The organism is Methylocapsa sp. S129 (assembly GCF_009765995.1).
Taxonomy (GTDB): Bacteria; Pseudomonadota; Alphaproteobacteria; order Rhizobiales; family Beijerinckiaceae; genus Roseiarcus.
Map to the genome: position 1 here is coordinate 45,370 of NZ_LMUI01000029.1, position 21,616 is coordinate 66,985.

Consider the following 21,616-nt stretch of genomic DNA (forward strand, 5'->3'; position numbering starts at 1 on the left):
CTTATTTAGGATGGCACGCTAGTTCCTCAGCGTGTTTTGTAAGCTCGAGAGCCACGTGGGCCTGGGGAGTCGACCTCAAGACTCTGGTCTTGTTCGGCCTCTCGATCGATTTGTTCATCGATCGCCCTTCGAATTTCCGGACGGCATGAACCGCAATTCGTGCCCGCCTTCACCGCTGCGCCAACCGCCTCGACGGTGATGGCGCCTGCGCGGATCGCCGCCATGATTTGACTGACGCCGACGTTGAAGCAGGAGCAGACGATCGCGCCCGCATCGGGCCGGTCGCTGCCTGGCCGCCCCGAAAGCAGCTCCAGCCGTCGACGAGGTTCCGTAAACGCCTTGCCGAAATGCTGGATCGCGAAGCCGCGCGCCACTTCGACCGGTTCGGGCGCGACGAACAAGGCGCCGACCAACAGGCCGTCGGCAAATATTGCGAAACGATGCCGGCCGCCGGCAATGTCGTGATAAGCGAGCGTCTCGCCATCCTTCACGCCGACGAGCGCCTCCGCGAAAACCGTCCAATCTTTCGGAGCGCTGGTTCCCGCCAGCTCCATCCGCCAGCCGCCGTCGATCCGCGCTAGCGCCCAATAGGCGATATTGTTGAAGGCGGGCTTTTCGGCCGACAAAGCGAACCCATACCAGCTCGCGGCGAAGGGCTTTACTTCGACGCGCGTCGATTTAGAGGCCGGCTGCCCGGAGATCGGATCGGTCCGCCCGGGCGCCAGGGCGTCAACGCGCGCCTTGGAGGCGAATTGGTCGTTCCAGTGGAACGGCGCGAAGACGGAACCCCGACGTTGTTCGGGGGACAGGCGGGCGCGCAGGACGACGGAGCCATGTGGGCTCACGATCGAGACGAGGCTCGCCGCGCCGATGCCTCGCTCCGCAGCATCGGCTGGATGGATCTCGGCATAGGGTTCGGCAATGTGCCCGGAGAGCCGGGCGGACTTCCCGCTTCGCGTCATCGTATGCCACTGGTCGCGGATGCGCCCGGTGTTGAGAATGAGTGGAAAAGCGGGATCGATAGGCTCTGGAGCGGCTGGGGGTGTTGCGACAAAGCGGGCGCGCCGGTCGGAAGTGTAGAAGCGCCCGTCGCCGAAGAAGCGCCCGCCGGAAGCTCTTCCGCGCGAGACAGGCCATTGGATCGGCGCCATGGCGTCGAAAGCCTCTTTGTCCAGATCGGCAAGAGCGCCGAGATCGAAGTCGCGCGTTCCCTCGTTCTCGAAGGCGGACAGCGCGGCATGCTCGGCGAAGATGGGCGCCGCCCCATCGTAAGGGAATGCATCGGTAAAACCCATGCGGCGACCGACCTCGGCCAGCATCCACCAATCGGGCTTCGCCTCGCCGGGCGCCGGAAGAAAGGCGCGCTGACGCGAGATGCATCGTTCCGAATTGGTGACCGTCCCGTCCTTTTCTCCCCACGCCGCGGCGGGCAGGAGCACATGAGCGAAGCGGTTGGTGTCGGTCTCGCGCACGACATCGGAGACGACCACGAAGGGACAGGCTGCAAGCGCAATCTTCACCGCGTCGGCGTCCGGCAAGCTGTCGATTGGATTGGTGGCGATGATCCAGAGAGCTTTCACCCTTCCATCGCCGACCGCGCGAAACAGATCGACGGCCTTCAAACCGGGCCTATCGGCGATTGTCGGCGCATTCCAAAAGCGTTTCACCCGATCGCGGGCTTCCCCATCCTCGATCGCCATATGGGCGGCGAGTTGATTGGCGAGCCCGCCGACCTCCCGGCCGCCCATCGCATTGGGCTGTCCCGTCACGGAAAATGGTCCCGTTCCCGGCCGGCCGATGCGGCCGGTGGCGAGATGGCAATTGACAATCGCGTTCACCTTGTCCGTGCCCGAAGCCGACTGATTGACCCCTTGCGAATAGACGGTGACGACCTTTTCCGTCGCAGCGAAAAGCGTGAAGAAATGCACGATCTCGGCGGCAGCCAGACCCGTCGCCTTGACTACGGCTTCAACGGTCATTTCGTCCGCTGCCTCCAACGCCTCCAAAAAGCCGCTGGTGTGCTCCTTCAGGAAACCGCGATTGATCGCCCCGCTTTGCGCGAGATGGCGCAGCAGGCCAGCGAACAGTGCTATGTCGCCATCGGGCGCGATGGCCAGATGCAGGTCGGCGGAAGAGGCTGTCGGCGTGCGGCGTGGATCGATGGCGACGACGGCGATCGGCCGTTTCTCCCTTGCCGCCATGAGCCGTTGGAACAGAATGGGATGGCACCATGCGAGATTGGAGCCGACGAGAACGACAAGATCGGCCTCCTCCAAATCCTCATAGACTCCCGGAACCGTGTCGCTGCCGAAGGCTCGGCGATGGCCCGCGACGGACGAAGCCATGCAGAGGCGAGAATTGGTGTCGATATTGGCCGAGCCGATGAACCCCTTCATCAGCTTATTGGCGACGTAATAATCCTCGGTGAGACATTGCCCGGAGACATAGAAAGCGACAGAATCCGGACCGTGTGCGGCGATCGCGTCTTTAAATCGTTTCGCCACCAGATCGAGCGCGCCATCCCAGCTCGAACGCTCGCCATAGACCTCCGGGTGGAGTAGCCGACCCTCGAGGGACAGCGTTTCGGCCAGCGCCGATCCCTTGGAGCAGAGGCGGCCGAAATTGGCGGGATGATCGGGATCGCCCGCAACCGTGACCGTTCCGCCCGCTTCAACTTTGGCGAGCACGCCGCAGCCGACTCCGCAATAGGGGCAGGTCGTCTTGACGGGAGGCCTTTCGAGCACTGAATCGTTTCTCAAGCGGCTCTCGAAGCCAACGCTTCTTGCACGATGAAAATATGTGCGCCCTCAACTCTGAGAGGAATGGTGCGTACAGTTCCCTCATCGGCGCCCAGCGCTTTGCCTGTTTCCAGCGAGATCACCCAATTGTGCAGGGGGCAGGTCACCGCCGCGCCATGCACGATCCCCTGACTAAGCGGGCCGCCTTTATGCGGACAACGATCTTCGATGGCGAAGACCTGATTCTCAATCGTGCGGAAGATCGCGATTCTACCCTGCGGCGTGTTCACGCAACGCGCGCCGCGCTGAGGGATGTCCTCGATCGAACCTATCGAAATCCAATTCATCGGTTTCTCTCTTGTCCTGAGCGGGATCACGTCGCCAAACGATAACGGTCCAGGGCTCGCGCTCTACTCGGCCGCCTCGGCAAAGCCGACGGCCGCCATGGGCAGAAACTCGTGTTTATCTTTGCCGGAGACGCGTTCCGACCAAGGATCGATCTGGGCGAATTTCTGACTGAACACAAAGCGGTCGAAATAGGCGCCGCGTTTCGCCTCGTCGGCAACAATTTGACGTCGGATCTCGGCGAAGCCAATCCGCTTCGCCCATTTATAGATGCGCTCGAGATAGCGACCCTGCTCGCGGTACATCTGAACCAGCGCGACGATATATTTGAGCGCTTCCTGTTCAGTTTTCACGAGGCACAAGACCTCGGTGCCCTTGATGTCGAGACCGGCAGCGCCGGCAAAGTGGATCTCGTAGCCCGAATCCACGCAGATGACGCCGACGTCCTTGCAAGTCGCCTCGGCGCAGTTCCGGGGACAGCCCGAGACCGCCATCTTGACCTTGGCCGGCGTCCACGAGCCCCACATGAACTTCTCGATCCGGATGCCGAGCCCCGTTGAGTCCTGCGTGCCGAAACGACACCAGTCCGTACCGACGCAAGTCTTTACCGTCCTAAGCCCCTTGGCGTAGGCCTGTCCGGAGACGAAGCCAGCCTTGCCGAGATCGGCCCAGACCGACGGCAGATCTTCCTTCCTGACGCCGAGCATGTCGATGCGCTGGCCGCCGGTCACCTTGACCGTCGGGATATGGAACTTGTCGACCACATCGGCGATCGCGCGTAGCTCCCTGGCGCTGGTCACGCCGCCCCACATTCGCGGTACCACCGAATAGGTGCCGTCTTTCTGGATGTTGGCGTGAACGCGCTCATTGATGAAGCGCGACTGGTAGTCGTCGGCATATTCATCGGGCCACGCGCACACCAGATAATAGTTCAACGCCGGCCGGCATTTGGCGCAGCCGCAGGATGTCTTCCATTCCAGTTCCTGCAGTGCGGCAGCAAGCGTCTTCAGTCTCTTGGTCACGATCAGGCGGCGGATGTCGTCATGGCCCAGCGTCGTGCAGCCACACATCGGTTGGACGCTCGCTGGATTATAGGCTTCGCCGAGGGTGAGCGTCATTAGCTGCTCGACAAGCCCGCTGCAGGAGCCGCAAGAAGCGGACGCCTTCGTGTGCGCGCGCACATCGTCGATTGACTTCAACCCCTTCGAGACGATCGCGTTGGTGATTGTTCCCTTGCAGACGCCGTTGCAGCCGCAGATTTCCGAATCATCCGGCAAGGCTGCAACGGCCGCCGTAGGGCCCAGGCTTGGCCCTCCTTGATAGGCTTGGCCGAAAATCAGCGTGTCGCGCATCTCCGATATGTCGGTTCGCTTCTTCTTCAGGTCGCTGAACCAGGCCCCATCGGCGACCTCGCCATAGAGAACCGTGCCGATGACGCGGTCGTCCTTGAGAATGACTCGCTTGTAGACGCCCGCCGCGGCGTCGCGCAGGACGATCTCCTGACGATCGTCGCCCTCGGCAAAGTCGCCGACCGAGAACAGATCGATGCCGGTGACCTTGAGCTTTGTCGGCGTGTCGCTGTGGACGAAGCTTGCCGCGGCATCGCCGGCAAGTTGCGCCGCCGCCACACGGGCCATTTCGTAAAGGGGCGCAACAAGGCCGTAGACATGCCCGCCGACCTCGGCGCATTCGCCAAGCGCGAAGACATCCGGATCGGATGTGCGCATGCCGCTGTCGACGACAATGCCGCGATTGACCGTGATGCCGATGTCTTTCGCTAATTGTGAATTCGGTTTGATGCCTGCCGCCATGACAATGAGGGTCGCGGGAATGATCGTGCCGTCGGCCAATTCCACCGCCTCGACTTTGGTCTTGCCGAGGATCATTTTCGTGTTGGCCTTGGTGAAGACCTTGATGCCGCGGTCTTCGATCGCGCGCCGCAACAGATAGCCCGCCGCCGGATCGAGCTGGCGCTCCATCAGAGTGGGCATCAGATGCACCACGCTGACGTCCATGCCTTGGCTGCTCAACCCCGCTGCCGCCTCGAGACCGAGCAATCCGCCACCGATAACCACCGCCTTGCTTCGCGATTGCGCCGCCAGCAGCATGGCGTTGACGTCGTCGAGATCGCGGTAGGTCAGCACCCCCGGCAAACCATGGCCGGGTACGGGAAGGATGAAGGGGGATGATCCTGTGGCGATCACAAGTTTGTCGTAGGTTTCCGTGACGCCGTGGTTCGATGTGACGGTCTTCGCCGATCGATCGATCGAGACGATCTTGTGGCCCTTGTAAAGCATGATCTCGTTCTTGATGTACCATCCATCGCCGTGGATGATAATCTCCTCATAGGCTTTCTCGCCCGATAGAACGGGCGACAGCATGATACGGTCGTAATTGACCCGGGGCTCCGCGTTGAAGATCGTAATGGAATAGCGGCCTGGCGCTCTTTCAAGTAGGTGTTCGAGCATCCGCCCGGGCGCCATGCCGTTGCCGATAATGATGAGCTTCTCAATCATAAATGTCCGATCCGCTGCCGGTCAGGCCGCAGCCTCCTTGCCGTAGGCTTCCGCGATCATGACGCCTGAAAGCGCCCCGTACGTCGAAATCCATGCGCTCCTGGCCTCAAGGGTGAAATCCTCACCGAGACCTTTCTCCAGGGTCCATATCAGCGCCGCTCCGACGGGCTCATAATGGGCCGCGGTGACGCCGTAGCCCACATGTTTGACCGCCAACGCCTTGGCGGCCGGCAGGACCGCGTCGAGGTTCTTGAGGCTGCCGACCACGACGCCGAGCGTCGTCATCAGCTTGCGTCCCTGTTCGCGCATGTCATTGCGGAACAATGGCTTCACTTCCGGCGCAATTTCGAACAGCCGGCCGTAGAATAGCTCGGCGGCAGCGTCGGCGATCGGAACGACTTTGGCGAACGACGACTGAACAAGATCAATTTGGTCTGATGTCATGGTCCTGGCTCCGTTTGTAAACGATTGTTTGCATACCGGTGGGTGAGGGCATGGATTGTTCGATGCGGTCAGATCCGCGCCACGGCGACTCCATGGCTGGTCCAGGTGGTGCGCCAGCGGCGCTTAACCCGCGTCAGAGCGGCCAAGGCGAGAGCGGCCAAAGTCGCGAAGATCAGGAAGCCCGCCTGATAGCTGCCGGTAATCTGCCTGGAGAAGCCGAGGCTGGAGGCGAGATAGAAGCCGCCGATGCCGCCTGTCATGCCGACCAACCCGGTCATGACGCCCATCTCGGCGCCAAAGCGCTGCGGCACAAGCTGGAAGACGGCGCCATTGCCCATGCCCAGCGCCAGCATTCCAACGAGCAGCACGCCGAGTCCAAGCCAGAGCTGCGAAAGGCCGAAGCTGACGATCACGAAGGCGACGGTGGCGACGGAATAAAGCACGGTGAGGACACGGACCCCGCCGAACCGATCGGCCGCCGCGCCGCCGATCGGGCGGAAGAGAGAGCCGACCAGCACACAGGCCGCCGTGAAATAGCCAGCGGTCACGGCGTCGAGGCGATATTGCGTGTTGAAATAAATGCCGAGAGAAGAGGCGAGTCCGGAAAAACCGCCGAATGTGACGGCGTAGTAGAACATGAACCACCAGGCGTCCGGCTCGCGCAAAACTTTCCCATAGTCGGCAAAAGATTTGGCCGCCGCCCGCTCGGAGCTGTCCTTGGCCATCGCGAGATAGACGACGAGGGCGACCGTCAACGGTATCGCGGCAAGACCAATGACATTAATCCACCCGAAAGCCGCCGCCAGAACGGGCGCGAACAGGGCGGCGAGGACCGTACCGGAATTGCCAGCGCCCGCAATCCCGAGCGCGATGCCCTGATACTGAGGCGGGTACCATCGCGAGGCCAACGGCAAGGCGACCGCGAAGGAAGCGCCGGCGACGCCGAGAATCACGCCAAGAAGCAGGACCCCAGCGTAGGTGTGGACGCCCAGATACCAAAAGGCCAACAATCCAACAATTACGATCGCCTGACCGATTATGCCGGCGCGCTTGGGCTGGAGACGGTCGACGAGCACGCCGTTGACCACGCGCAAAAAGGCGCCCGCCAGGACCGGCAGCGCAACCATCAAGCCCTTTTGAGCGGGATCAAGATGGAGATCGTTCGCGATCTGCACGGCTAGTGGACCCAAGATGATCCAGACCATGAAACTCACGTCGAAATAGAGGAACGCCGCGAAAAGCGTCGGCCAATGTCCGGCTTTGAAGAAGTCTTTGCTGATCAATTCTCGCGTCCCGATTTTGAAGATGGCGTGAAGACAAAACCTGCCGAACCGATCCAGATCGCCAAAAAGGGCAAACAAGAACGATCGGCAACAATGCCGGCTCGCATCCATCGGTGGACGCCGGGGCTTTGAGCCCCAATTTAGAGATTGAACCACCTGCTGGACCTTCATTGGTCCGGGTGGCGATTACGAGAAGGTCGTTCGTCTCGCTGAGCGGACAATAGGATCAGTCAATGCGGATCGACAAGATCAAACTTTGTGCGCTGCAGCACGGAATTTAATCTCGCGCACGCTATTGGCGCCTCATATTTGGACGTCGAACGATTTGAGATAGGCTTCGACCTCATCCGGATCGAAGAGACGTCCATCGAAGAAACCGTCCGGACCGAGCACCATCGTACCGTTCCGCGAAGCAACCGGCGTCGCTACGGTCAACGCGCCTTCGACTTTGGCGCTGGCGCGCGGAAGGTCTGTTCCTGTAGCAGCTAGAGCGTTTCGGTAGAGGTCGGGCCGATAGACTCGCCGCGCCTTCTCCGCAAGTGCGGAGGAGTAGGAAATCTGTCTCCAGCGCACCATTTGCGAATAGAACCACAGAGAGTGGCTCTGCCATGGAAAATTTGCGGCGTGGGCGTTAAACACAAGAAAATCTGGAATCTGCTCCGGCGTTCCACCCTGGATCCGAACCAGATGACCGCTCAGCGCCCGCAAGATGATCTCGGCGGGTGTTGCAAGATAATTGGTCGCCGCGAGCATCTGGCTGAGTTCGGAATGATTTTCGCTCCGCCCGGCCCAATCGGCCGCTTTGTAGACAGCGCGCACAAGCGCCGCGATCCTCTCGGGCCAGCGTTCCGCGAAATCGGCGCGGAATCCGAGCACCTTTTCCGGTCCCTGGCGCCAAAGCGCGGATTTGGTCACGACGATGACGCCCGCCGCCGCCTCGACCGCCAAAGAGTTCCAGGGCTCGCCGACGCAGAAACCATCGATCTGCCGGTCGCGCACGCCGCCCATCATCGCGGACGGCGGCAGCACATTTATGCGCACGTCGCGATCAGGATCGATTCCCGCCGCGGCAAGCCAGTAACGTAACTCGTAATTATGGCCCGAAAAAGGATGAACCACCGCGAGCGTGAGGGGAGCGCCGCCTCGTTCATGACGGCGCGAGATGACATCTGCGAGCGCACGGCCCATCTCCGAAGGCGCCGAATTCAGGCTGGCGCCCGCAGCGCTCATCTCGGCAAAAATCTCGGGCGAGACCGTAATCGCGTTACCCCCCAGGCCTAGGGAGAAAGGGGCGATCATCGGCGCTGCGATATGCCCGATGCCCAGCGTCGAAGCGATCGGCATGGGCCCGAGCATCTGCGCCGCATCAAAATGCCCAAGCATCACCCGATCGCGAATATTGGCCCAGGACGTCTCCCGAACGAGCGAAAGCGCCAGCCCCTCGGCTGCGGCGAATCCCTTCTCCTTGGCGACCACGAGAGGGGCGCAATCCACCAGCGGAATAAACCCGAGCGTAAGGTGGACGGATGATCCGTCCCCTGCTTCTGAGTCCTCAACGATATCGGCGCCCGCTCCCAATGATCGCTCCTCTAGCCTAATAGTTTCGCAGCTGTGATAAGAGATCGCGCTACATCTGCCAGGCGTCGGCTCTCGTTCATCGCGGTCTTGCGTAAGAGCGCGTAAGCGTCTTCCTCCGCAATACCGCGGCTTTTCATGAGGATGCCTTTCGCCCTGTCAATGACCTTGCGATCCTCGAGCGCCTGCTTTGTGCGGTCCAGTTCATCCCTGAGCCGGTGGAACGCATTGAAACGGCTGATAGCCATGTCGAGGATCGGCTTGACGCGTTCCTTGTGCATCCCATTCACGACATAGGCGGACACGCCAGCGTCAATAGCCGCTTCAATCGACGCCGTGTCCGATTGGTCGACGAACATCGCAACCGGCCGGTGTACGGTTCGCGACACCTGAAACATCTGTTCGAGAACGTCACGATTCGGATTTTCGAGGTCAATGAAAATAACATCCGGATCGGCTTGAACGATCTGCGGCAGGAGGCGACGCATGTCGGTGATCACCGTGACCTTTTCATGCCCTGCTTCACGTAGGCCTTCCTCGATCACCGAGGCCCTGACGGCATTGTCATCGATTATCAGGACATGAAGCGCCGCATCGGTCATACTTCATCTTCGAACACGGAAGATGAAGTTGCAAGGGAGCGGCCGCTTCGCGACTGACGGCGCTATTGCCTGGCGCGATCGATGACAGAAAGCGATTCGTTGATGTCCGCGCCTCCGCAACCTTTTTCGACCGAACCACTCCGCGCCAGCCTCAGCGAGGCGGACGATCGCATCCGCGTCAATCATTGGATGCCGCCCCAGGAGGGGATTGCGCCGCGAGTCCGGTTCGGCCGCCGTTGGATCAACGCGCTATGGGGTCTGCCTATTGGAGCCGCCACGCTGCTCTCGCTGATCGCTCTGGCTCAAAGTCTGCGCGATCTTCCTGGCGTGGAGGCCTTCATCCAGCAGCATCCAGGCATCGCGCAGTCCGCCCCGTCGGTCGATTCGGGCTTCCCATGGTGGCTGCAGCTCCAGCACTTCTTCAACATGTTCTTCATGCTGTTCATCATGCGGGCTGGTCTCCAGATCCTGGCTGACCATCTCCGGCTCTATTGGGGCCGCGACTGCACGCCGGGGACCGATTGGTTCCGCTTCCAGGTTCCGGTGCCGACGGGTCGCGTCTGGACCGCCAAGGACGATTCCGTCACGCTGCCGACATGGCTCGGCATTCCTGGGCTTCGCCACACGCTCGGGCTGTCGCGCTGGTGGCATTTCTCGGTCAATCTGCTGTGGCTGGTCAATGGCGTCGCCTTTTACGCGTTGCTGTTTTGCACGGACCAGTGGCGCCGGCTCGTGCCGCTGACCTGGGAGGTGTTCCCGGCTGCGCTGTCGACGGCGATCCAATATGCCTCGCTGAACTTCCCCGTCGATCACAGCTGGACCCGCTACAACGGCCTCCAACAGCTTAGCTATTTCGTTACCGTGTTCGTCGCTGCGCCCGTCTCGATCGTCACCGGTCTGATGCAGAGCCCCGCAATCTCCAATGCGCTGGGATGGTTCGGCAGGCTGTTCAACCGGCAGGCGATGCGGTCGGTTCACTTCATCTCGTTCGCCTGGCTCGTGGGCTTCATCCTGGCGCATGGCGCGATGGTGTTCGTCACCAGCATAAGAGAGAACACCAACCACATGTTCGGCGGCGTCGACGACGCATCTTGGCGGGGATTTCCGCTGTTCTTGCTGGCGATGGCCATCATGACGGTCGCCTGGCTCACGGCTTCGCCCTACACCATTCGGCACGCTCGCCTGGTGCAGCGCGCCGGCGCGTTCATGATCGGCTGGATCATGGGGATAGCCGAAGGCTGGGATCCGCGCTCACAGCTTACCCGGAAAGACATATCCCCCTACTTCTGGCCGAACGGCACGATGCCCAATTCCAAAGAGTTTGATGATCTGGTGGGGGACGAATTCGCCAGCTACAAGCTGCGGATCAGCGGCCTTGTCGAGGCGCCGCGTGAATTCTCTCTGGCCGACCTCAAGGCCATGGCGAAGCAGGACCAGATCACGACGCATTTTTGCATCCAGGGCTGGTCGGGCGTCGCCGAATGGGGCGGCGTTCCCATGCGCGATATCCTTGACATTGTGAAGCCGATGCCTGAGGCCCGCTACGCTGTGTTCTATTCGCTGGCCGACGGCGCCGATGGCGGTCGGTACTACGACGTCCACAAGATCGCGAACATGCGCCACTCCCTGACGATCCTCGCCTACGAGATGAACGGGGCGCCGGTCAGCGTCCTGCACGGCGCGCCGTTACGGCTGCGATGCGAGAACGAATTGGGGTTCAAGATGGTCAAGTGGATCGCGGCGATAGAATTCGTGCGCGACTTTGCGAATCTTGGCGCGGGGCAGGGCGGCTACAATGAGGACCATGAGTTCTATGGCTACCGCATGCCGATCTGATCCCTCCGAACGTGCGAGCTTGCGGCGGAGGGGGTCTCTCAAAGGCGTCCTATCGAAGTCGGGGCCGATCTCGCCGAAAATTCTACGCCATCAGATCAGGAGAATTAGACGATTGCAGGCGGAATGAGGAGATCGAGCGATCGGCCGATCGCATCTTCCTCGTCGAAGCCGAAGATGCGGGTGGCGCCAGGATCCCAGCACCGCATGCTGCTGCAAAGGCGCGTAAGCTATCCAAAAATTGCGAGCCGCCACGTGCTGCGTTCACCGTCGCTTTTTCTAACAACAACAAAGACATGCTAATAGCCTAAATGGCTGATAAGGCAAGCTTATCGGACATCGATATCGCACGACGGGCGCGGCGGTTTGAGGGCTACAGGCTATCTGAAAGCGCCGTCCTCTGCTACGATTCCAACCATGATTCGCGCCGATTCCACCGCGTTGAAGATCGCCGTAACGACGCCGCAAACCCCCGCATGGGCGCGGCCCGGCGAGGGTGCGCCCGCTGGCGAAAGCGCGGCGCTGGAAGCCGCGTTCCTGGCCGGCGCCGGCCTCGGCGCCCTCGACGCCTTCTTGCGCCTCGCGCCGCCCTGGGCCGGCGTCTGGCGCCGCCGCCTGGCGCTGACCGCCGCCGTCGCCAGCGTGAGCCTGATCGGCCGCCGCGAGGACGAGGCGGCGTTGCGCGATGCCTGGGCGCTGCGCCGGCCGGCTGACGATCCGGGCCCGGCCGGGCGCATCCTCGCCGCCTGGCGCTCTTTAAGCGAACGGTCCGATCCGCTGGCCCCGGAAAGCGTGCAAGCCGCCGCCCAAAACTTCGGCCTGGCGCTCGGCGACGCGCTGCCGGCGATCGTCGCGGCGGCGCAAGAGCTGGCGGCGGGCGATCGGCCGGCGGTGCTCGCAGCGGCCGAGGCGTCGCGGCGCGTCGTCGCGCTTCGGCCGGACGCCGAACTTCTCGCGTTCTGGGTCGCCGACGCGGTCCTCGCCGCCCGCCTGCGCTGGACCGTCGCCATTCCCTTGCTCGCCGTCCAGGTCTTGCATCCGCGCCTGAAGGCCGGCGCCGCGGGCCGGCGACCGAAAGCAGGCGACGCCGACTGGCTGCGCGCGTGCTGTCTCGCCTACGCCCGCGCCGCGGGCGCCGCCTGCGACCTCGGCGCCGATCTCGGCCGGCGCGCCGATCGGCTGAACAGCGTCGCCCCAAAACTGCGCGCCAAGGGCGCCGACGCCGTCATTGCCGCGCTACTCGAGGACGACGCGCTGACCGCCGCCGGCGGCGCCGGCCGCATGGGCGAGCGCGCCCTGCGCCGCCTGTTCGATCGGCTTGTGAGCTTGGGCGCCGTTCGTGAACTGTCGGGGCGCGACAGTTTTCGGTTGTATGGGCTGTAGCGATGAGCCGGCGGGCCAGAGCCGACATCGCCCTCGACGTCGAGCTCGACGATCTGCCGCCGGCGATGCGCTGGCGCGAATGGATGGGCCGCGTCGAGGCCGTCATCTTCGCCTCCGCCCAGCCGGTCTTGCGCGAAAGTCTCGCGAGGGTCGTGGGAAAGGCCTGCAATCTCGACCTGATCATCGAGGACATCCGCGACGAGTTGCGCAATCGTCCCTATGAGATCGTCGCCGTCGCCGGCGGCTGGAGTTTTCGCACCCGGCTCGGCCATGCCGCGGCGATCCGCGCCGCCGGAATCGTCAGAGAGCCCGCCGCCGATCTGTCGCGGCGCGAGGCGCTGGTGCTGATGACGGTGGCTTATTTTCAGCCGGTGACGCGCGGCGAGCTCGGCCAGTTCTTCGGCATGGAGGTCAGCCGCGACACCATCGCCGCCCTGCGGCAGGCGGGGTTCATCGCCGCCGGGCCGCGCAGCCCGCAGCCCGGCGCGCCCTACGCCTATGTCACCACGCCGGCGTTCCTGTCGCACTTCGGCTTCGAATCTTTGCGCGATCTGCCGGATATGGAAAAGCTCGAGGAGGCCGGGCTGCTCGGCCGGACGAGCGCGGCTGCGTCAGGCGCGCCGGGAGGGAGGGGGGAGAATGCGGGGCTGCTCGCCGACCTGGCGGGCGCTCTCGGCGTGATCGCCGGCGAAGACGATCTGGAGGAGGATGCGGCGTAAGCCCGAGTCTGCAGGTCAGTTGACGATTGAGGGTCCCGGCGTACGCCGTCGACGGTCGAGGAAGTTAGGTTTTTGTCGCTGCCCTGTGATGGATGGAGATTGCGTTGTCCGCAAAGTAGTCGGCGCAGACGATCGCGAGACTGACACCGCTCCTGTCACGGAGCGTGCGAAAGCAATTCAATAGCGCTTATAAGTCGTTGATCCAGTCCGAAATGTGCTCAGATCCATATACGTGCGGCTTGCTGGACCCTTGGTGACGAACGGTCGAACGTCGCCCGAATCTGTTTCCAGTCGTTCCACCACCGGATACAGCCTCAGATATTCTTGGCCGTCGAAGCCCGCGCCCTCTGAAGAGACGAGTGGCAGGATGGCGATTCGGCCTTGGTGGAAGCCATCAAAATAGCCGAGTTCCCAGGGCATCCACTTTGAGTCCGGCGAGCTGTCGGAGGTGGCAAACAAAAGCGACGCAGATTGTCGCATCCGGTGGCGAAGCACGTCAGCCGTTTCGGGCGTGACCCGACCGCGATCGAGCTGCTTGTCGACTAGCCAATCAACATAAACCTTATTCCCCTGCTCCTCGAGATAAGCCTTTTACCCCCAAGATCAGATCTGCGTCCCTGAGGCAGTGAGATAGGAAAATGTCGAAGCGATCTGTGTCGCGAACGCTGGCCACCTCCTCGTTGAGGACCTGCGAGGCTGATTTACGAATCGGACGGGTGCGCTGAGCGCGTTCGAATGCCTCCCGTGCGTCCCGGATAGTGAGATAGGCCATTGTCTCGGCGTCCCCCTGCTTTCGTCGTCAGAACCTAGGTCGATAGGTTGTCGCATCGTCGGTTTCCCAGCCACAGCCCGGCCAATGTTCTTGCTGGAATGACTGCTACGCAGCGCGCATTGCAACGCCGATTGCAGCCACCAGGACAGTTCCTGCTATGCCAAGACCGATTAGTACCCGTTTTTGCATTTTGTCGATCGCATGCATCCGGTTGCCGAGTTCGACATCCGTGATCATCCTCATCGCGAATCCTGCGAACAGAACGAGAATACTTAAGGGGAGGGGTAGCGCTTTGGAACCACAAACGTGTGGTTTTCCCAACTTTCGCAGGTGGATCCCTTTGTCCGAAGAATGCAGCATATTTCGGACGCCCTTGTCTCTGTCCGAAGAATGCTACATTCTTCGGACATGGCCGACGCCGCCCCCACCGCCGATTTTCGGAGCCAAATCCTCAGCCGCGCCGCCGAAGATCCGTCAGCAGTTTGGACCCCGGGGGATTTCGCCGATATCGCGGGCCGTGCCGCCATCGACAAGACGTTGCAGCGCTTAGCTACGAATGGAGAGCTTCGCCGCATCGACCGCGGGCTCTACGATCGCCCGAGCTTCAATCGGCTGACCGGCAAACCGACCGTCCCCAACTATCAGGCCGTCATCCGCGCCGTCGCCCGTCGAGACAATGCCCGCTTCGTCGTCGACGGCATGACCGCCGCCAATGACCTTGGCCTGACCACGGCCGTGCCGGCCAAGATTGAAGTGCTTGTCGACGCCCGGCTGAAACCGATCATACTCGGAAAGCAGGAAATCCGCTTCAAACATGCGGCAGTGAGTCGGCTCACCTGGGCTGGGCGTCCTGGAATGCGCGTTGTCCAAGCGTTGCACTGGCTACAGGACGCCTTATCCAGAGAAGAAGAGCGGGACCGAATAGCGACGATCTTGCGTCGCCTGTTCTCCGACGCGAACCATGGAGAGGCGATACGGGACGACCTCCGCAAAGGCATCTCGGCCTTGCCGATCTGGATGCAGGAGTTCCTTCGGCCGCTGTTGTTTGACCGCCGGGAGGCTGCTTCGTGAGCGCCGACGACTATGCCAAGATCATCGCTTCGCCGCCTCGCGATCGACTGGATTTGTTCCTTACTACGGCAAATCGGCTTGGAGCGCCGGTCGGCAATATCGAGAAAGACTTCTGGGTCTGTTGGACGCTCGATGCCCTTTATCATCGACTGCCTCACGGCGGGCCACGCCTTCTCTTCAAGGGCGGAACATCGTTGTCGAAGGCTTTTGGTTTAATTGAACGCTTCTCCGAGGACATCGACGTCACCGTCTTCCGCGACGATCTAGACCAAGCGGCGTCCGTCGAAGAACTGGAAGCGCTATCGAACACGAAACGCCGGGCCAAGCTCGATGCAATCCGCGACGCTTGTCGGGCCTACATCACAGGCCCGCTTCGAGACTCGCTCGCAATCCTGGTGACCGACGTTACATCGGGTGCAGGGCGAATCGAAATCGATGAAGCCGACCGCGACGGTCAAACGCTGCTCGTCCATTACCCCGAAGTTGAACCACGGGATGGCGCCTATGTCCGGCCTGTGGTGCGCATCGAGTTGGGGGCCAAATCGGCGCTCGATCCCAACCACGCGGCTACGATCCGCCCTTACGTCGCAGACGACGTCGATGGGCTGGACCTTTCCGTTCCCAAAGTTATCACCATCGAGGCCGCCCGCACATTCTGGGATAAGGTGGTGATCGCGCATGGGCTGCGTCGCTGGCACGATCGGCGCGGCGTACTCCGACTAGAAGGCGAGCGGATTTCGCGCCACTACTATGATCTGCACTGCTTGGGGGCATCAGAACGTGGCAGGAACGCGATGATGAATAAGAGCCTCGGTCGCGATTGCGTTCGTCATGCCCGAATGTTTTTCGATCGGCCAGACTATGATCTCGCTTCCGCCCAACCGGGATCCTACGCTTTGACCCCTCACGACACGATGATCGATGCACTTCGTCGAGACTATGAGAACACCCGGGCGATGATCTTTAGCGATCCGCCGGCCTTTGAAATGATCCTGGCCTCGATCGTCGATATAGAAAAGCGCATCAACAGCGTCTCGTAGTGCAGGAAGCGGAGGTCCGCAGTTTCGCGGCCATGCCGGGTTAGCCGGACGGCTTGTCCCGATACAACTCGTTGGCGCCAGCGGAAGCCGGTCTCGTGGAAATAGAGATCGGCGTGTTTCGGACTGATGTGTTGAAACAGGTCAGCGACCGTGCGCTAAAAGCGGGAATTGAACCCGCCGGGTAAAGCCTCACACAGATCCGCTTGGGGATTGTGCAAATCTCTCGTATGCATCGCCCACGATGACGCCTAACCTTTGGCTCAGCGCGATCTGATGGTCGTCTGCTCGCGAAGGGCCCCATCATCAGCGTCCCGCATAAATGGTTGGGGTCGCCAAGGCCAAATAGGCAAAAGCGAAAGAGCTCAGATAGTGAACACCGCCCAGTTCGTGACGGCTCTCACCGAGCTACATTTTCCCAATGTTTTCAACCCCTACTCCCAAACCTGTCCGTCGCATGATGTTTCTGACGCACCAGCGATCCGGCGCCGTAATCTGGAAATTGTCCTCGATGCGGCAATCGCCAACGATGTAGATTCAATTTGGGTCGGTCGCGATCTTGGCTACCGCGGCGGCCGTCGCACTGGTCTCGCATTGACAGATGAAGCACATCTGTCCTCACACGGAGCAATCTTCGGCTGCCAAGCGCCGTTGCGAGCGACGTGGGGTCCGGCAGTCTCTGAGCGTACAGCGACCGTCATTTGGGATACCCTTACGGCAGTTCGACGGCCAGTATTCCTTTGGAATGTGTTCCCGCTTCATCCGCATGAGGCAGGGGATCCGCTTTCGAACCGCTGCCACACCCGCGCCGAGCGTCAGGCCTGTCGCGAGATTATGGAATGGCTGCTGACGATGCTTTCACCGAGGCGGGTCGTCGCAATCGGGAGGGATGCGCAGGCGGCATTGTCGGAAATGAATATTCCCTCCACGGGCGTAAGGCATCCAAGCTACGGCGGGCAGATCGAGTTTATTTCGGGAATCGCCGATCTTTACAATCTACCCAGGATGAAAGAGCGCGAGGGCCAATTGACCATGTCTTTCGAGGCGAGCTCTTGACCAATAACCATCGGGTTTTGTCAGATTGGCTACGCGGAGAAGTGGTTCATTGACGGTGCTGTTACCCCGGGGCTTGAAAGCTCAGCGTGCGGTTTTCAAGGTCCGCAGTCACGGTGCCACCACGGTGAACCTGGAGTGCACGGAATACCTCGTAGCCTGAAAGAATTGACTCTTCCCACAGCCATAGCGGCATCTTCTCGACCTCGTAGCCCTCGACGAATTCTCTGACGGTTTTCAATAACTCATTGTCGAGGGCATGGAGCCCCTCGAAGAGTTTCAGGCGCTGGGCACGATTGAATACCCAGGTAGAAACGCCTTCCTCAATCAAGACGGCTCGCGCGCCGTCTTCGACCTCATCGATCTTAAGATTGCTCTTGCGCTTCCGTTTCAGCAGGCGCCTCAAATTCGGTGACCAACCGAGTTTTGCCGCGAAGGCCATATGGAAGGCATCGTGGAAGCGATAATCGTCATCTTCCATCCTGTTGTCCGTGAGTTTGTCACCGAGCGGGGCGCCTTGATAGTAGGGTGTCACGTGGCGTTTGCCTGGTTCGCCATTCTCGACCAGCTTGAGCGAAAGAAGCCGAGGAATCTGCTCGTGCTCCGGAAAAGTCGCGTCCAACAGGGCAGGGTAGCGCTTCTCCTGCGGCCAACGATCAAGAGATTTCGCGATGTTTGCAACCGCCGCGTTCGCAAGGCTTATGCCTGCCTCCTCGGCCGCATCGCGGAGGCTTCGAAGGATTGCGACGAGCCTCCCAGCTACGGACGCTTGGTTATCAACGAGCCGACCAGCCTCATGATCAGTGATCATTTGCCCAACTTCTGCGGCGATACGTAGCAAGCTCTTTTCAAATTGTTGCGTTGGCGCGGAGGCCCGTCCCCGAGTGGCCTTCTGTACATCGACGAACTTCAAATCGCTGGGCTCGACAATCTGCCACTCTCCAAAGGAGCGATCAAGATTATGCCCTAAATAGGAGAGCTTGATGTTGGCCCGGCACGCAACAGCGTTCAGATACCATAGGGTATCACCTATCTCTTCAACAACGGACTTTTCATATCCTCGGTATGTCGTTGCATCGCGCTGTTTCTTTTTGACTTCGCTTAACAGGCTTCCCGTTTCGCCAAAAAGGCCGAGCAGTGGAAAAGTCAAGCTTTGATCTTTCCTGATGAGCCGATCTGTACTCCTTGCAGCCTCTTGATAGTCATCGAATGTGAGACTTCCGGCGCTCAGGTCTTTCATTTGAAATCTCCTCGACCTCCGATGCCCCGGGTGCAATGGCGCACTGCCCGCAGCGAGCATGAAAGCAGCCTCTAAATGATCCGATCGACTCTCTTCGAGTACCGGGCGCTGCTCTGCGTGAACTGAAACGGGTCGCCTAAGACGTGGTTGACCTTGCTCCCGAAGGCTTCATTCAACCAGGACAGCAGTGGCCGAGCGTCGGCCAACGGATAGACTCGGTGACCGACCCTGTTGTGGAAGCCAATGTCCCTCAGCACCTCTTCAGGGACCAAAGGCGCCGCTTTGCCGAAGTAAAGGAAGTGATCCGAGATAAGAACCCGATCCGTCTGCGTGTCATGTTGAATATTCGAAGGGTCCGGCGCCCCGTCCGGCTGGCTATGATGAGAATCTTCCTGGTGCCAATTGTGGGCAGCTGCAGTGTGATGATAGATATTGTCCCCTACAATGGTCTTGCGGCTGCCGTTTCTAACCGGCTGCTTGGCTCGATATTCCGGCGCAGCCCAGTACTCGTCAAAAGTCAAAGCGTCGGTGACTTGCATTGCAAAGATGCAGCGTCCGACCGCTTTAAGTTTGCTACCACCCATGCCGATCACCCAATCACCGACCTGAGCGGTTCGACGAATGACAGGCTTGCATGTCGCCAATGTGCAGACGCCATGAAACGGATTTGGCGCAAAGCCAAAATCCCGGGCCACGACATAAATATAGACCTTGGCCATGGGGCTTCAGCACCGGGACGTCCGAGCAGCATGGACGGGCACACGAGGCGTGCCATCGGGCTTCTCAAAGGGACTGTCCTTGCCTTCGATGGCGTCGATGACGCTGCCCGAATTCCAATTCACAATCGCGTCGCCAAAATCCTCAAAAGCTGGCGGAATGTCGGCTTCGGTCCCCCCTCGGGTATAGACCCCGACGATCCTCTTCCCCAATTCATTCGCCTGCCGGATTTCCCAATCCACCCAGGGGCGCCGATGCGTCTCTTTGCCAATCAATACGATCACGGTTGATGCCCAGGACATCTTCATACGGAGCAAGCGCTTGAGCGTCCCCTCTTTGATCAGGCCCTTATCCAAGCGCTCTTGGTTAGCCGGCTTGGCGCGAATGGAACTGTTCCGGATCTCGAAGCCTTGTCCGGCCAGTAATTCTGTCAACTTGCTGACGTGATCATCGTCCGCGTGATGATGACTAATAAAAACATGCCGGCGGTTTGGCATCAAATTCTACCCCCCGACTTTCGAGAGCGCGCATGCGTCCGCTGAAAAATCGGTTGAGGTACTTAGCATGTTCTTGTGATTCGCGCATCTTCGCGTCTGACGTGGTCGCACACAGAATTTTCACGAGCACGACGAATTTGACAAAAGGTGAGGTAGGGTTCGTCTCGGGTAACCGGCGTCAGCGCGGCCACTCGCCGGTCAGACCGAAGAACATAAGGCCGCCCCCCAATATCCGTCTTGAAGACATGTTCACGCCTCCCGGATCGCTCGAAAATCGAACCCGGACCTTAAACGCCCTCCGAGAAGTTGCCTACCTTCGGGTTCTCGAGCAGACACACACGCTGAAAAACAAGTCGGGGCTAGCTTGATCCGGTGCGACTCGTCTTTATCTGCCAGATATGGGTTAAGACCAACATCATGGGCTTGACGCGGCGGGGTGCCGCGCGGGCGCAAGCTGCTGGCGAAGGTCCCTTATGGCCGCTGGCGAATATCGACCATCCTGGCGGCATTGCATCAAAATCGCTGTCGCGCGGCACCTAAATGTAAGAATGCGGCGCTTCGTGCTGTCTCCGGGAAATGAAATTGCGTTAGTTCCCCCACCTTAGACCAAAATCGCAAAGTTTCTCGATTCATGGAGCACCAGTGGCGCCGGTCGCAGAAGGCTTGATTGCTGACGATTGAAGCATGGGCCCCGAACCAATCTAGCTTCACGCTAAAGCACCTTGAAGGCAGCCGCCAAGGTCCTGCCTTGGTTCCGAAGTCGAGAGCGCCATCCTCGTCGCTCTCATCATCATCATTCCCTTAGCCAAGCGGACAGCTCTTGTGCCGTGTTCTTCTCCTGGTTCCATACCATGAATATCGGCTGTGCATGACCGGCAAGGCCGCCGTAGACGACGCGGTCGTAGATGCCGAGATATTCTTGTTCCGACCAAGCTGGTTCATGGGCGTTATCCGGGCTAGGAAAGACGGCTGTGCTCGTGGCGCTCTTGTAGCCATCAGCAAGCCCAAGCTCCCAGGGAATCCATCGACTGTCTTTGCTGTTTTGCGTGGTGAACAGAATGAATCTCCGACACTGTCGAATCCTCCCGCGCAGGATCGTTGCAGTTTCACGTGATGTGTAGGGCGGCAGGCTCTCGTCCTTCTTGTCCACATACACCTCGGCTCCGTGTCGCTCCAAGATGGCGATCACTCCTGGAAGCGAGTCGACGTCTTTTGATGAGTGGCTCAAGAATGTCGACCCCGCCGGTGATCGGCTCTGGGCCTTGCGGATGGTTGACGCCTGCTCGTTGAGCGTGCCCGCGTTCCGCCGAAGATAGTCCGGGGTAATGTAGTCAATCATCGTGGTGGGTCCTAAATGCAATATTCCACGCGTGGGCTCGCTCCCCTGAAGGGCGAAAGAGCATCGCGCATTAAACTGGTGAGTCGGTCAAGACAGACTCTCTCGATTGAGTTGAGATATAGGACAAATCGCCCACGTTCAGCGTCCCGGACGGCCAGGGGTCCGAGTTTCATCGAGAGCGGGGAGGTGTCGCCGCCCTCACTGGGCCGATAACAGGGCCAAGCAGCATCGGAATGGAGAAGGGCAGGTCGGTCATCGAGGGGAGGGTGTGCGCAAAGTCTGAAATCCCATCAACTCACAGGCGAGACAGTGGCCTAGGGGTATCATCGACGGCTCGGGAGGTACATCCCCAAAAATTCTCAAAGAGCTGCGAATGCCGGTTCTGGCTAGGATTCAAGGCGAAACGGCGGCTGGGACGTTAGTGCGGCTCATGCAGTGAGAACTGTGTTCCG

18 protein-coding genes and 2 pseudogenes are annotated in these 21,616 nt (G+C 60.5%); 6 read left to right on the forward strand and 14 right to left on the reverse strand.

Annotation, left to right across the window (positions count from 1 at the left end; genetic code table 11):
* Window positions 1–92 precede the first annotated feature (92 nt).
* The 7 genes and pseudogenes from GSQ90_RS17000 to GSQ90_RS17030 all read right to left on the reverse strand — a co-directional run.
* Window positions 93–2,759, reverse strand: a pseudogene (locus GSQ90_RS17000) (molybdopterin-dependent oxidoreductase); the annotation flags it as partial.
* Window positions 2,756–3,085: a nitrite reductase small subunit NirD gene (gene nirD / locus GSQ90_RS17005; RefSeq protein WP_158816050.1), complete on the reverse strand. Its 330-nt coding sequence runs from the start codon at window positions 3,083–3,085 to the stop codon at window positions 2,756–2,758. The gene nirD and the pseudogene GSQ90_RS17000, both read right to left, overlap by 4 nt.
* A gap of 63 nt (window positions 3,086–3,148) precedes the next feature.
* Window positions 3,149–5,599 (reverse strand): nitrite reductase large subunit NirB, encoded by a 2,451-nt coding sequence (gene nirB / locus GSQ90_RS17010; protein WP_158816051.1) that lies wholly within the window; start codon window positions 5,597–5,599, stop codon window positions 3,149–3,151.
* A 21-nt stretch (window positions 5,600–5,620) separates the two neighbouring features.
* Window positions 5,621–6,043, reverse strand: coding sequence for a globin family protein (locus GSQ90_RS17015; RefSeq protein ID WP_158816052.1), 423 nt, complete (start codon window positions 6,041–6,043; stop codon window positions 5,621–5,623).
* A 68-nt stretch (window positions 6,044–6,111) separates the two neighbouring features.
* Complete coding sequence (locus GSQ90_RS17020; RefSeq protein ID WP_158816053.1) at window positions 6,112–7,326, reverse strand: NarK/NasA family nitrate transporter; 1,215 nt, start codon at window positions 7,324–7,326, stop codon at window positions 6,112–6,114.
* A gap of 303 nt (window positions 7,327–7,629) precedes the next feature.
* Complete coding sequence (locus GSQ90_RS17025) at window positions 7,630–8,904, reverse strand: CmpA/NrtA family ABC transporter substrate-binding protein (RefSeq protein ID WP_246731650.1); 1,275 nt, start codon at window positions 8,902–8,904, stop codon at window positions 7,630–7,632.
* 11 nt (window positions 8,905–8,915) lie between these two features.
* Entirely contained in the window at window positions 8,916–9,503 is a 588-nt protein-coding gene (locus GSQ90_RS17030; RefSeq protein WP_158816054.1) for an ANTAR domain-containing response regulator, read from the reverse strand.
* 102 nt (window positions 9,504–9,605) lie between these two features.
* Between GSQ90_RS17030 and GSQ90_RS17035 the strand changes: the two genes are divergently transcribed.
* A complete protein-coding gene (locus GSQ90_RS17035) occupies window positions 9,606–11,339 on the forward strand; it encodes a molybdopterin-dependent oxidoreductase (protein ID WP_158816055.1) in 1,734 nt (577 codons plus the stop codon).
* An 82-nt stretch (window positions 11,340–11,421) separates the two neighbouring features.
* Here the strand turns inward: GSQ90_RS17035 and GSQ90_RS17040 are convergent, their stop codons facing one another.
* Window positions 11,422–11,634, reverse strand: coding sequence for a hypothetical protein (locus tag GSQ90_RS17040; protein ID WP_158816056.1), 213 nt, complete (start codon window positions 11,632–11,634; stop codon window positions 11,422–11,424).
* Between the two features lie 119 nt (window positions 11,635–11,753).
* On the opposite strand from GSQ90_RS17040, the gene GSQ90_RS17045 reads away from it, so the two are divergent.
* Window positions 11,754–12,719, forward strand: coding sequence for a DUF1403 family protein (locus GSQ90_RS17045; RefSeq protein ID WP_158816057.1), 966 nt, complete (start codon window positions 11,754–11,756; stop codon window positions 12,717–12,719).
* Window positions 12,720–12,721: 2 nt separating this feature from the next.
* Window positions 12,722–13,438 (forward strand): SMC-Scp complex subunit ScpB, encoded by a 717-nt coding sequence (locus GSQ90_RS17050; protein ID WP_158816058.1) that lies wholly within the window; start codon window positions 12,722–12,724, stop codon window positions 13,436–13,438.
* A gap of 177 nt (window positions 13,439–13,615) precedes the next feature.
* Here GSQ90_RS17050 and GSQ90_RS17055 read toward each other — a convergent pair whose 3' ends face one another.
* The gene (locus GSQ90_RS17055) at window positions 13,616–13,858 is read right to left on the reverse strand and encodes a hypothetical protein (protein ID WP_158816059.1); all 243 of its coding nucleotides are present in this window, start codon (window positions 13,856–13,858) and stop codon (window positions 13,616–13,618) included.
* Window positions 13,859–14,618: 760 nt separating this feature from the next.
* On the opposite strand from GSQ90_RS17055, the gene GSQ90_RS17060 reads away from it, so the two are divergent.
* Window positions 14,619–15,281 (forward strand): DUF6088 family protein, encoded by a 663-nt coding sequence (locus GSQ90_RS17060; protein ID WP_158816158.1) that lies wholly within the window; start codon window positions 14,619–14,621, stop codon window positions 15,279–15,281.
* Window positions 15,278–16,321, forward strand: coding sequence for a nucleotidyl transferase AbiEii/AbiGii toxin family protein (locus tag GSQ90_RS17065; protein WP_158816060.1), 1,044 nt, complete (start codon window positions 15,278–15,280; stop codon window positions 16,319–16,321). Before GSQ90_RS17060 ends, GSQ90_RS17065 begins: the two co-directional genes overlap by 4 nt.
* Before the next feature lie 23 nt (window positions 16,322–16,344).
* Here GSQ90_RS17065 and GSQ90_RS32440 read toward each other — a convergent pair.
* Window positions 16,345–16,476: pseudogene (locus tag GSQ90_RS32440) on the reverse strand (IS1595 family transposase); the annotation flags it as partial.
* 214 nt (window positions 16,477–16,690) lie between these two features.
* Here GSQ90_RS32440 and GSQ90_RS17070 point away from each other — a divergent pair.
* Window positions 16,691–17,374 carry a uracil-DNA glycosylase gene (locus tag GSQ90_RS17070; protein WP_158816061.1) on the forward strand — a complete coding sequence of 228 codons (684 nt, stop codon included), beginning with the start codon at window positions 16,691–16,693 and terminating at the stop codon, window positions 17,372–17,374.
* 61 nt (window positions 17,375–17,435) lie between these two features.
* Here GSQ90_RS17070 and GSQ90_RS17075 read toward each other — a convergent pair whose 3' ends face one another.
* From GSQ90_RS17075 to GSQ90_RS17090, 4 genes are all read right to left on the reverse strand, one after another.
* Entirely contained in the window at window positions 17,436–18,611 is a 1,176-nt protein-coding gene (locus GSQ90_RS17075) for a nucleoside triphosphate pyrophosphohydrolase family protein (protein ID WP_158816062.1), read from the reverse strand.
* A 71-nt stretch (window positions 18,612–18,682) separates the two neighbouring features.
* Window positions 18,683–19,330 (reverse strand): hypothetical protein, encoded by a 648-nt coding sequence (locus tag GSQ90_RS17080; RefSeq protein ID WP_158816063.1) that lies wholly within the window; start codon window positions 19,328–19,330, stop codon window positions 18,683–18,685.
* Window positions 19,331–19,336: 6 nt separating this feature from the next.
* Window positions 19,337–19,825, reverse strand: coding sequence for a TIR domain-containing protein (locus tag GSQ90_RS17085; protein ID WP_158816064.1), 489 nt, complete (start codon window positions 19,823–19,825; stop codon window positions 19,337–19,339).
* Window positions 19,826–20,618: 793 nt separating this feature from the next.
* The gene (locus GSQ90_RS17090; protein ID WP_158816065.1) at window positions 20,619–21,164 is read right to left on the reverse strand and encodes a toll/interleukin-1 receptor domain-containing protein; all 546 of its coding nucleotides are present in this window, start codon (window positions 21,162–21,164) and stop codon (window positions 20,619–20,621) included.
* Between the last annotated feature and the right edge of the window lie 452 nt (window positions 21,165–21,616).

Bases quoted from the DNA above. Each gene is read 5' to 3' on its own strand.
- nirB (WP_158816051.1), bottom strand. From the start codon at position 5,599: ATGATTGAGAAGCTCATCATTATCGGCAACGGCATGGCGCCCGGGCGG.
- GSQ90_RS17055 (WP_158816059.1), bottom strand. From the start codon at position 13,858: ATGCCCTGGGAACTCGGCTATTTTGATGGCTTCCACCAAGGCCGAATC.
- GSQ90_RS17045 (WP_158816057.1), top strand. From the start codon at position 11,754: ATGATTCGCGCCGATTCCACCGCGTTGAAGATCGCCGTAACGACGCCG.
- GSQ90_RS17085 (WP_158816064.1), bottom strand. From the start codon at position 19,825: ATGCCAAACCGCCGGCATGTTTTTATTAGTCATCATCACGCGGACGAT.
- GSQ90_RS17030 (WP_158816054.1), bottom strand. From the start codon at position 9,503: ATGACCGATGCGGCGCTTCATGTCCTGATAATCGATGACAATGCCGTC.
- GSQ90_RS17015 (WP_158816052.1), bottom strand. From the start codon at position 6,043: ATGACATCAGACCAAATTGATCTTGTTCAGTCGTCGTTCGCCAAAGTC.
- GSQ90_RS17035 (WP_158816055.1), top strand. From the start codon at position 9,606: ATGTCCGCGCCTCCGCAACCTTTTTCGACCGAACCACTCCGCGCCAGC.
- GSQ90_RS17050 (WP_158816058.1), top strand. From the start codon at position 12,722: ATGAGCCGGCGGGCCAGAGCCGACATCGCCCTCGACGTCGAGCTCGAC.
- GSQ90_RS17060 (WP_158816158.1), top strand. From the start codon at position 14,619: ATGGCCGACGCCGCCCCCACCGCCGATTTTCGGAGCCAAATCCTCAGC.
- GSQ90_RS17075 (WP_158816062.1), bottom strand. From the start codon at position 18,611: ATGAAAGACCTGAGCGCCGGAAGTCTCACATTCGATGACTATCAAGAG.
- GSQ90_RS17040 (WP_158816056.1), bottom strand. From the start codon at position 11,634: ATGTCTTTGTTGTTGTTAGAAAAAGCGACGGTGAACGCAGCACGTGGC.
- GSQ90_RS17090 (WP_158816065.1), bottom strand. From the start codon at position 21,164: ATGATTGACTACATTACCCCGGACTATCTTCGGCGGAACGCGGGCACG.
- nirD (WP_158816050.1), bottom strand. From the start codon at position 3,085: ATGAATTGGATTTCGATAGGTTCGATCGAGGACATCCCTCAGCGCGGC.
- GSQ90_RS17080 (WP_158816063.1), bottom strand. From the start codon at position 19,330: ATGGCCAAGGTCTATATTTATGTCGTGGCCCGGGATTTTGGCTTTGCG.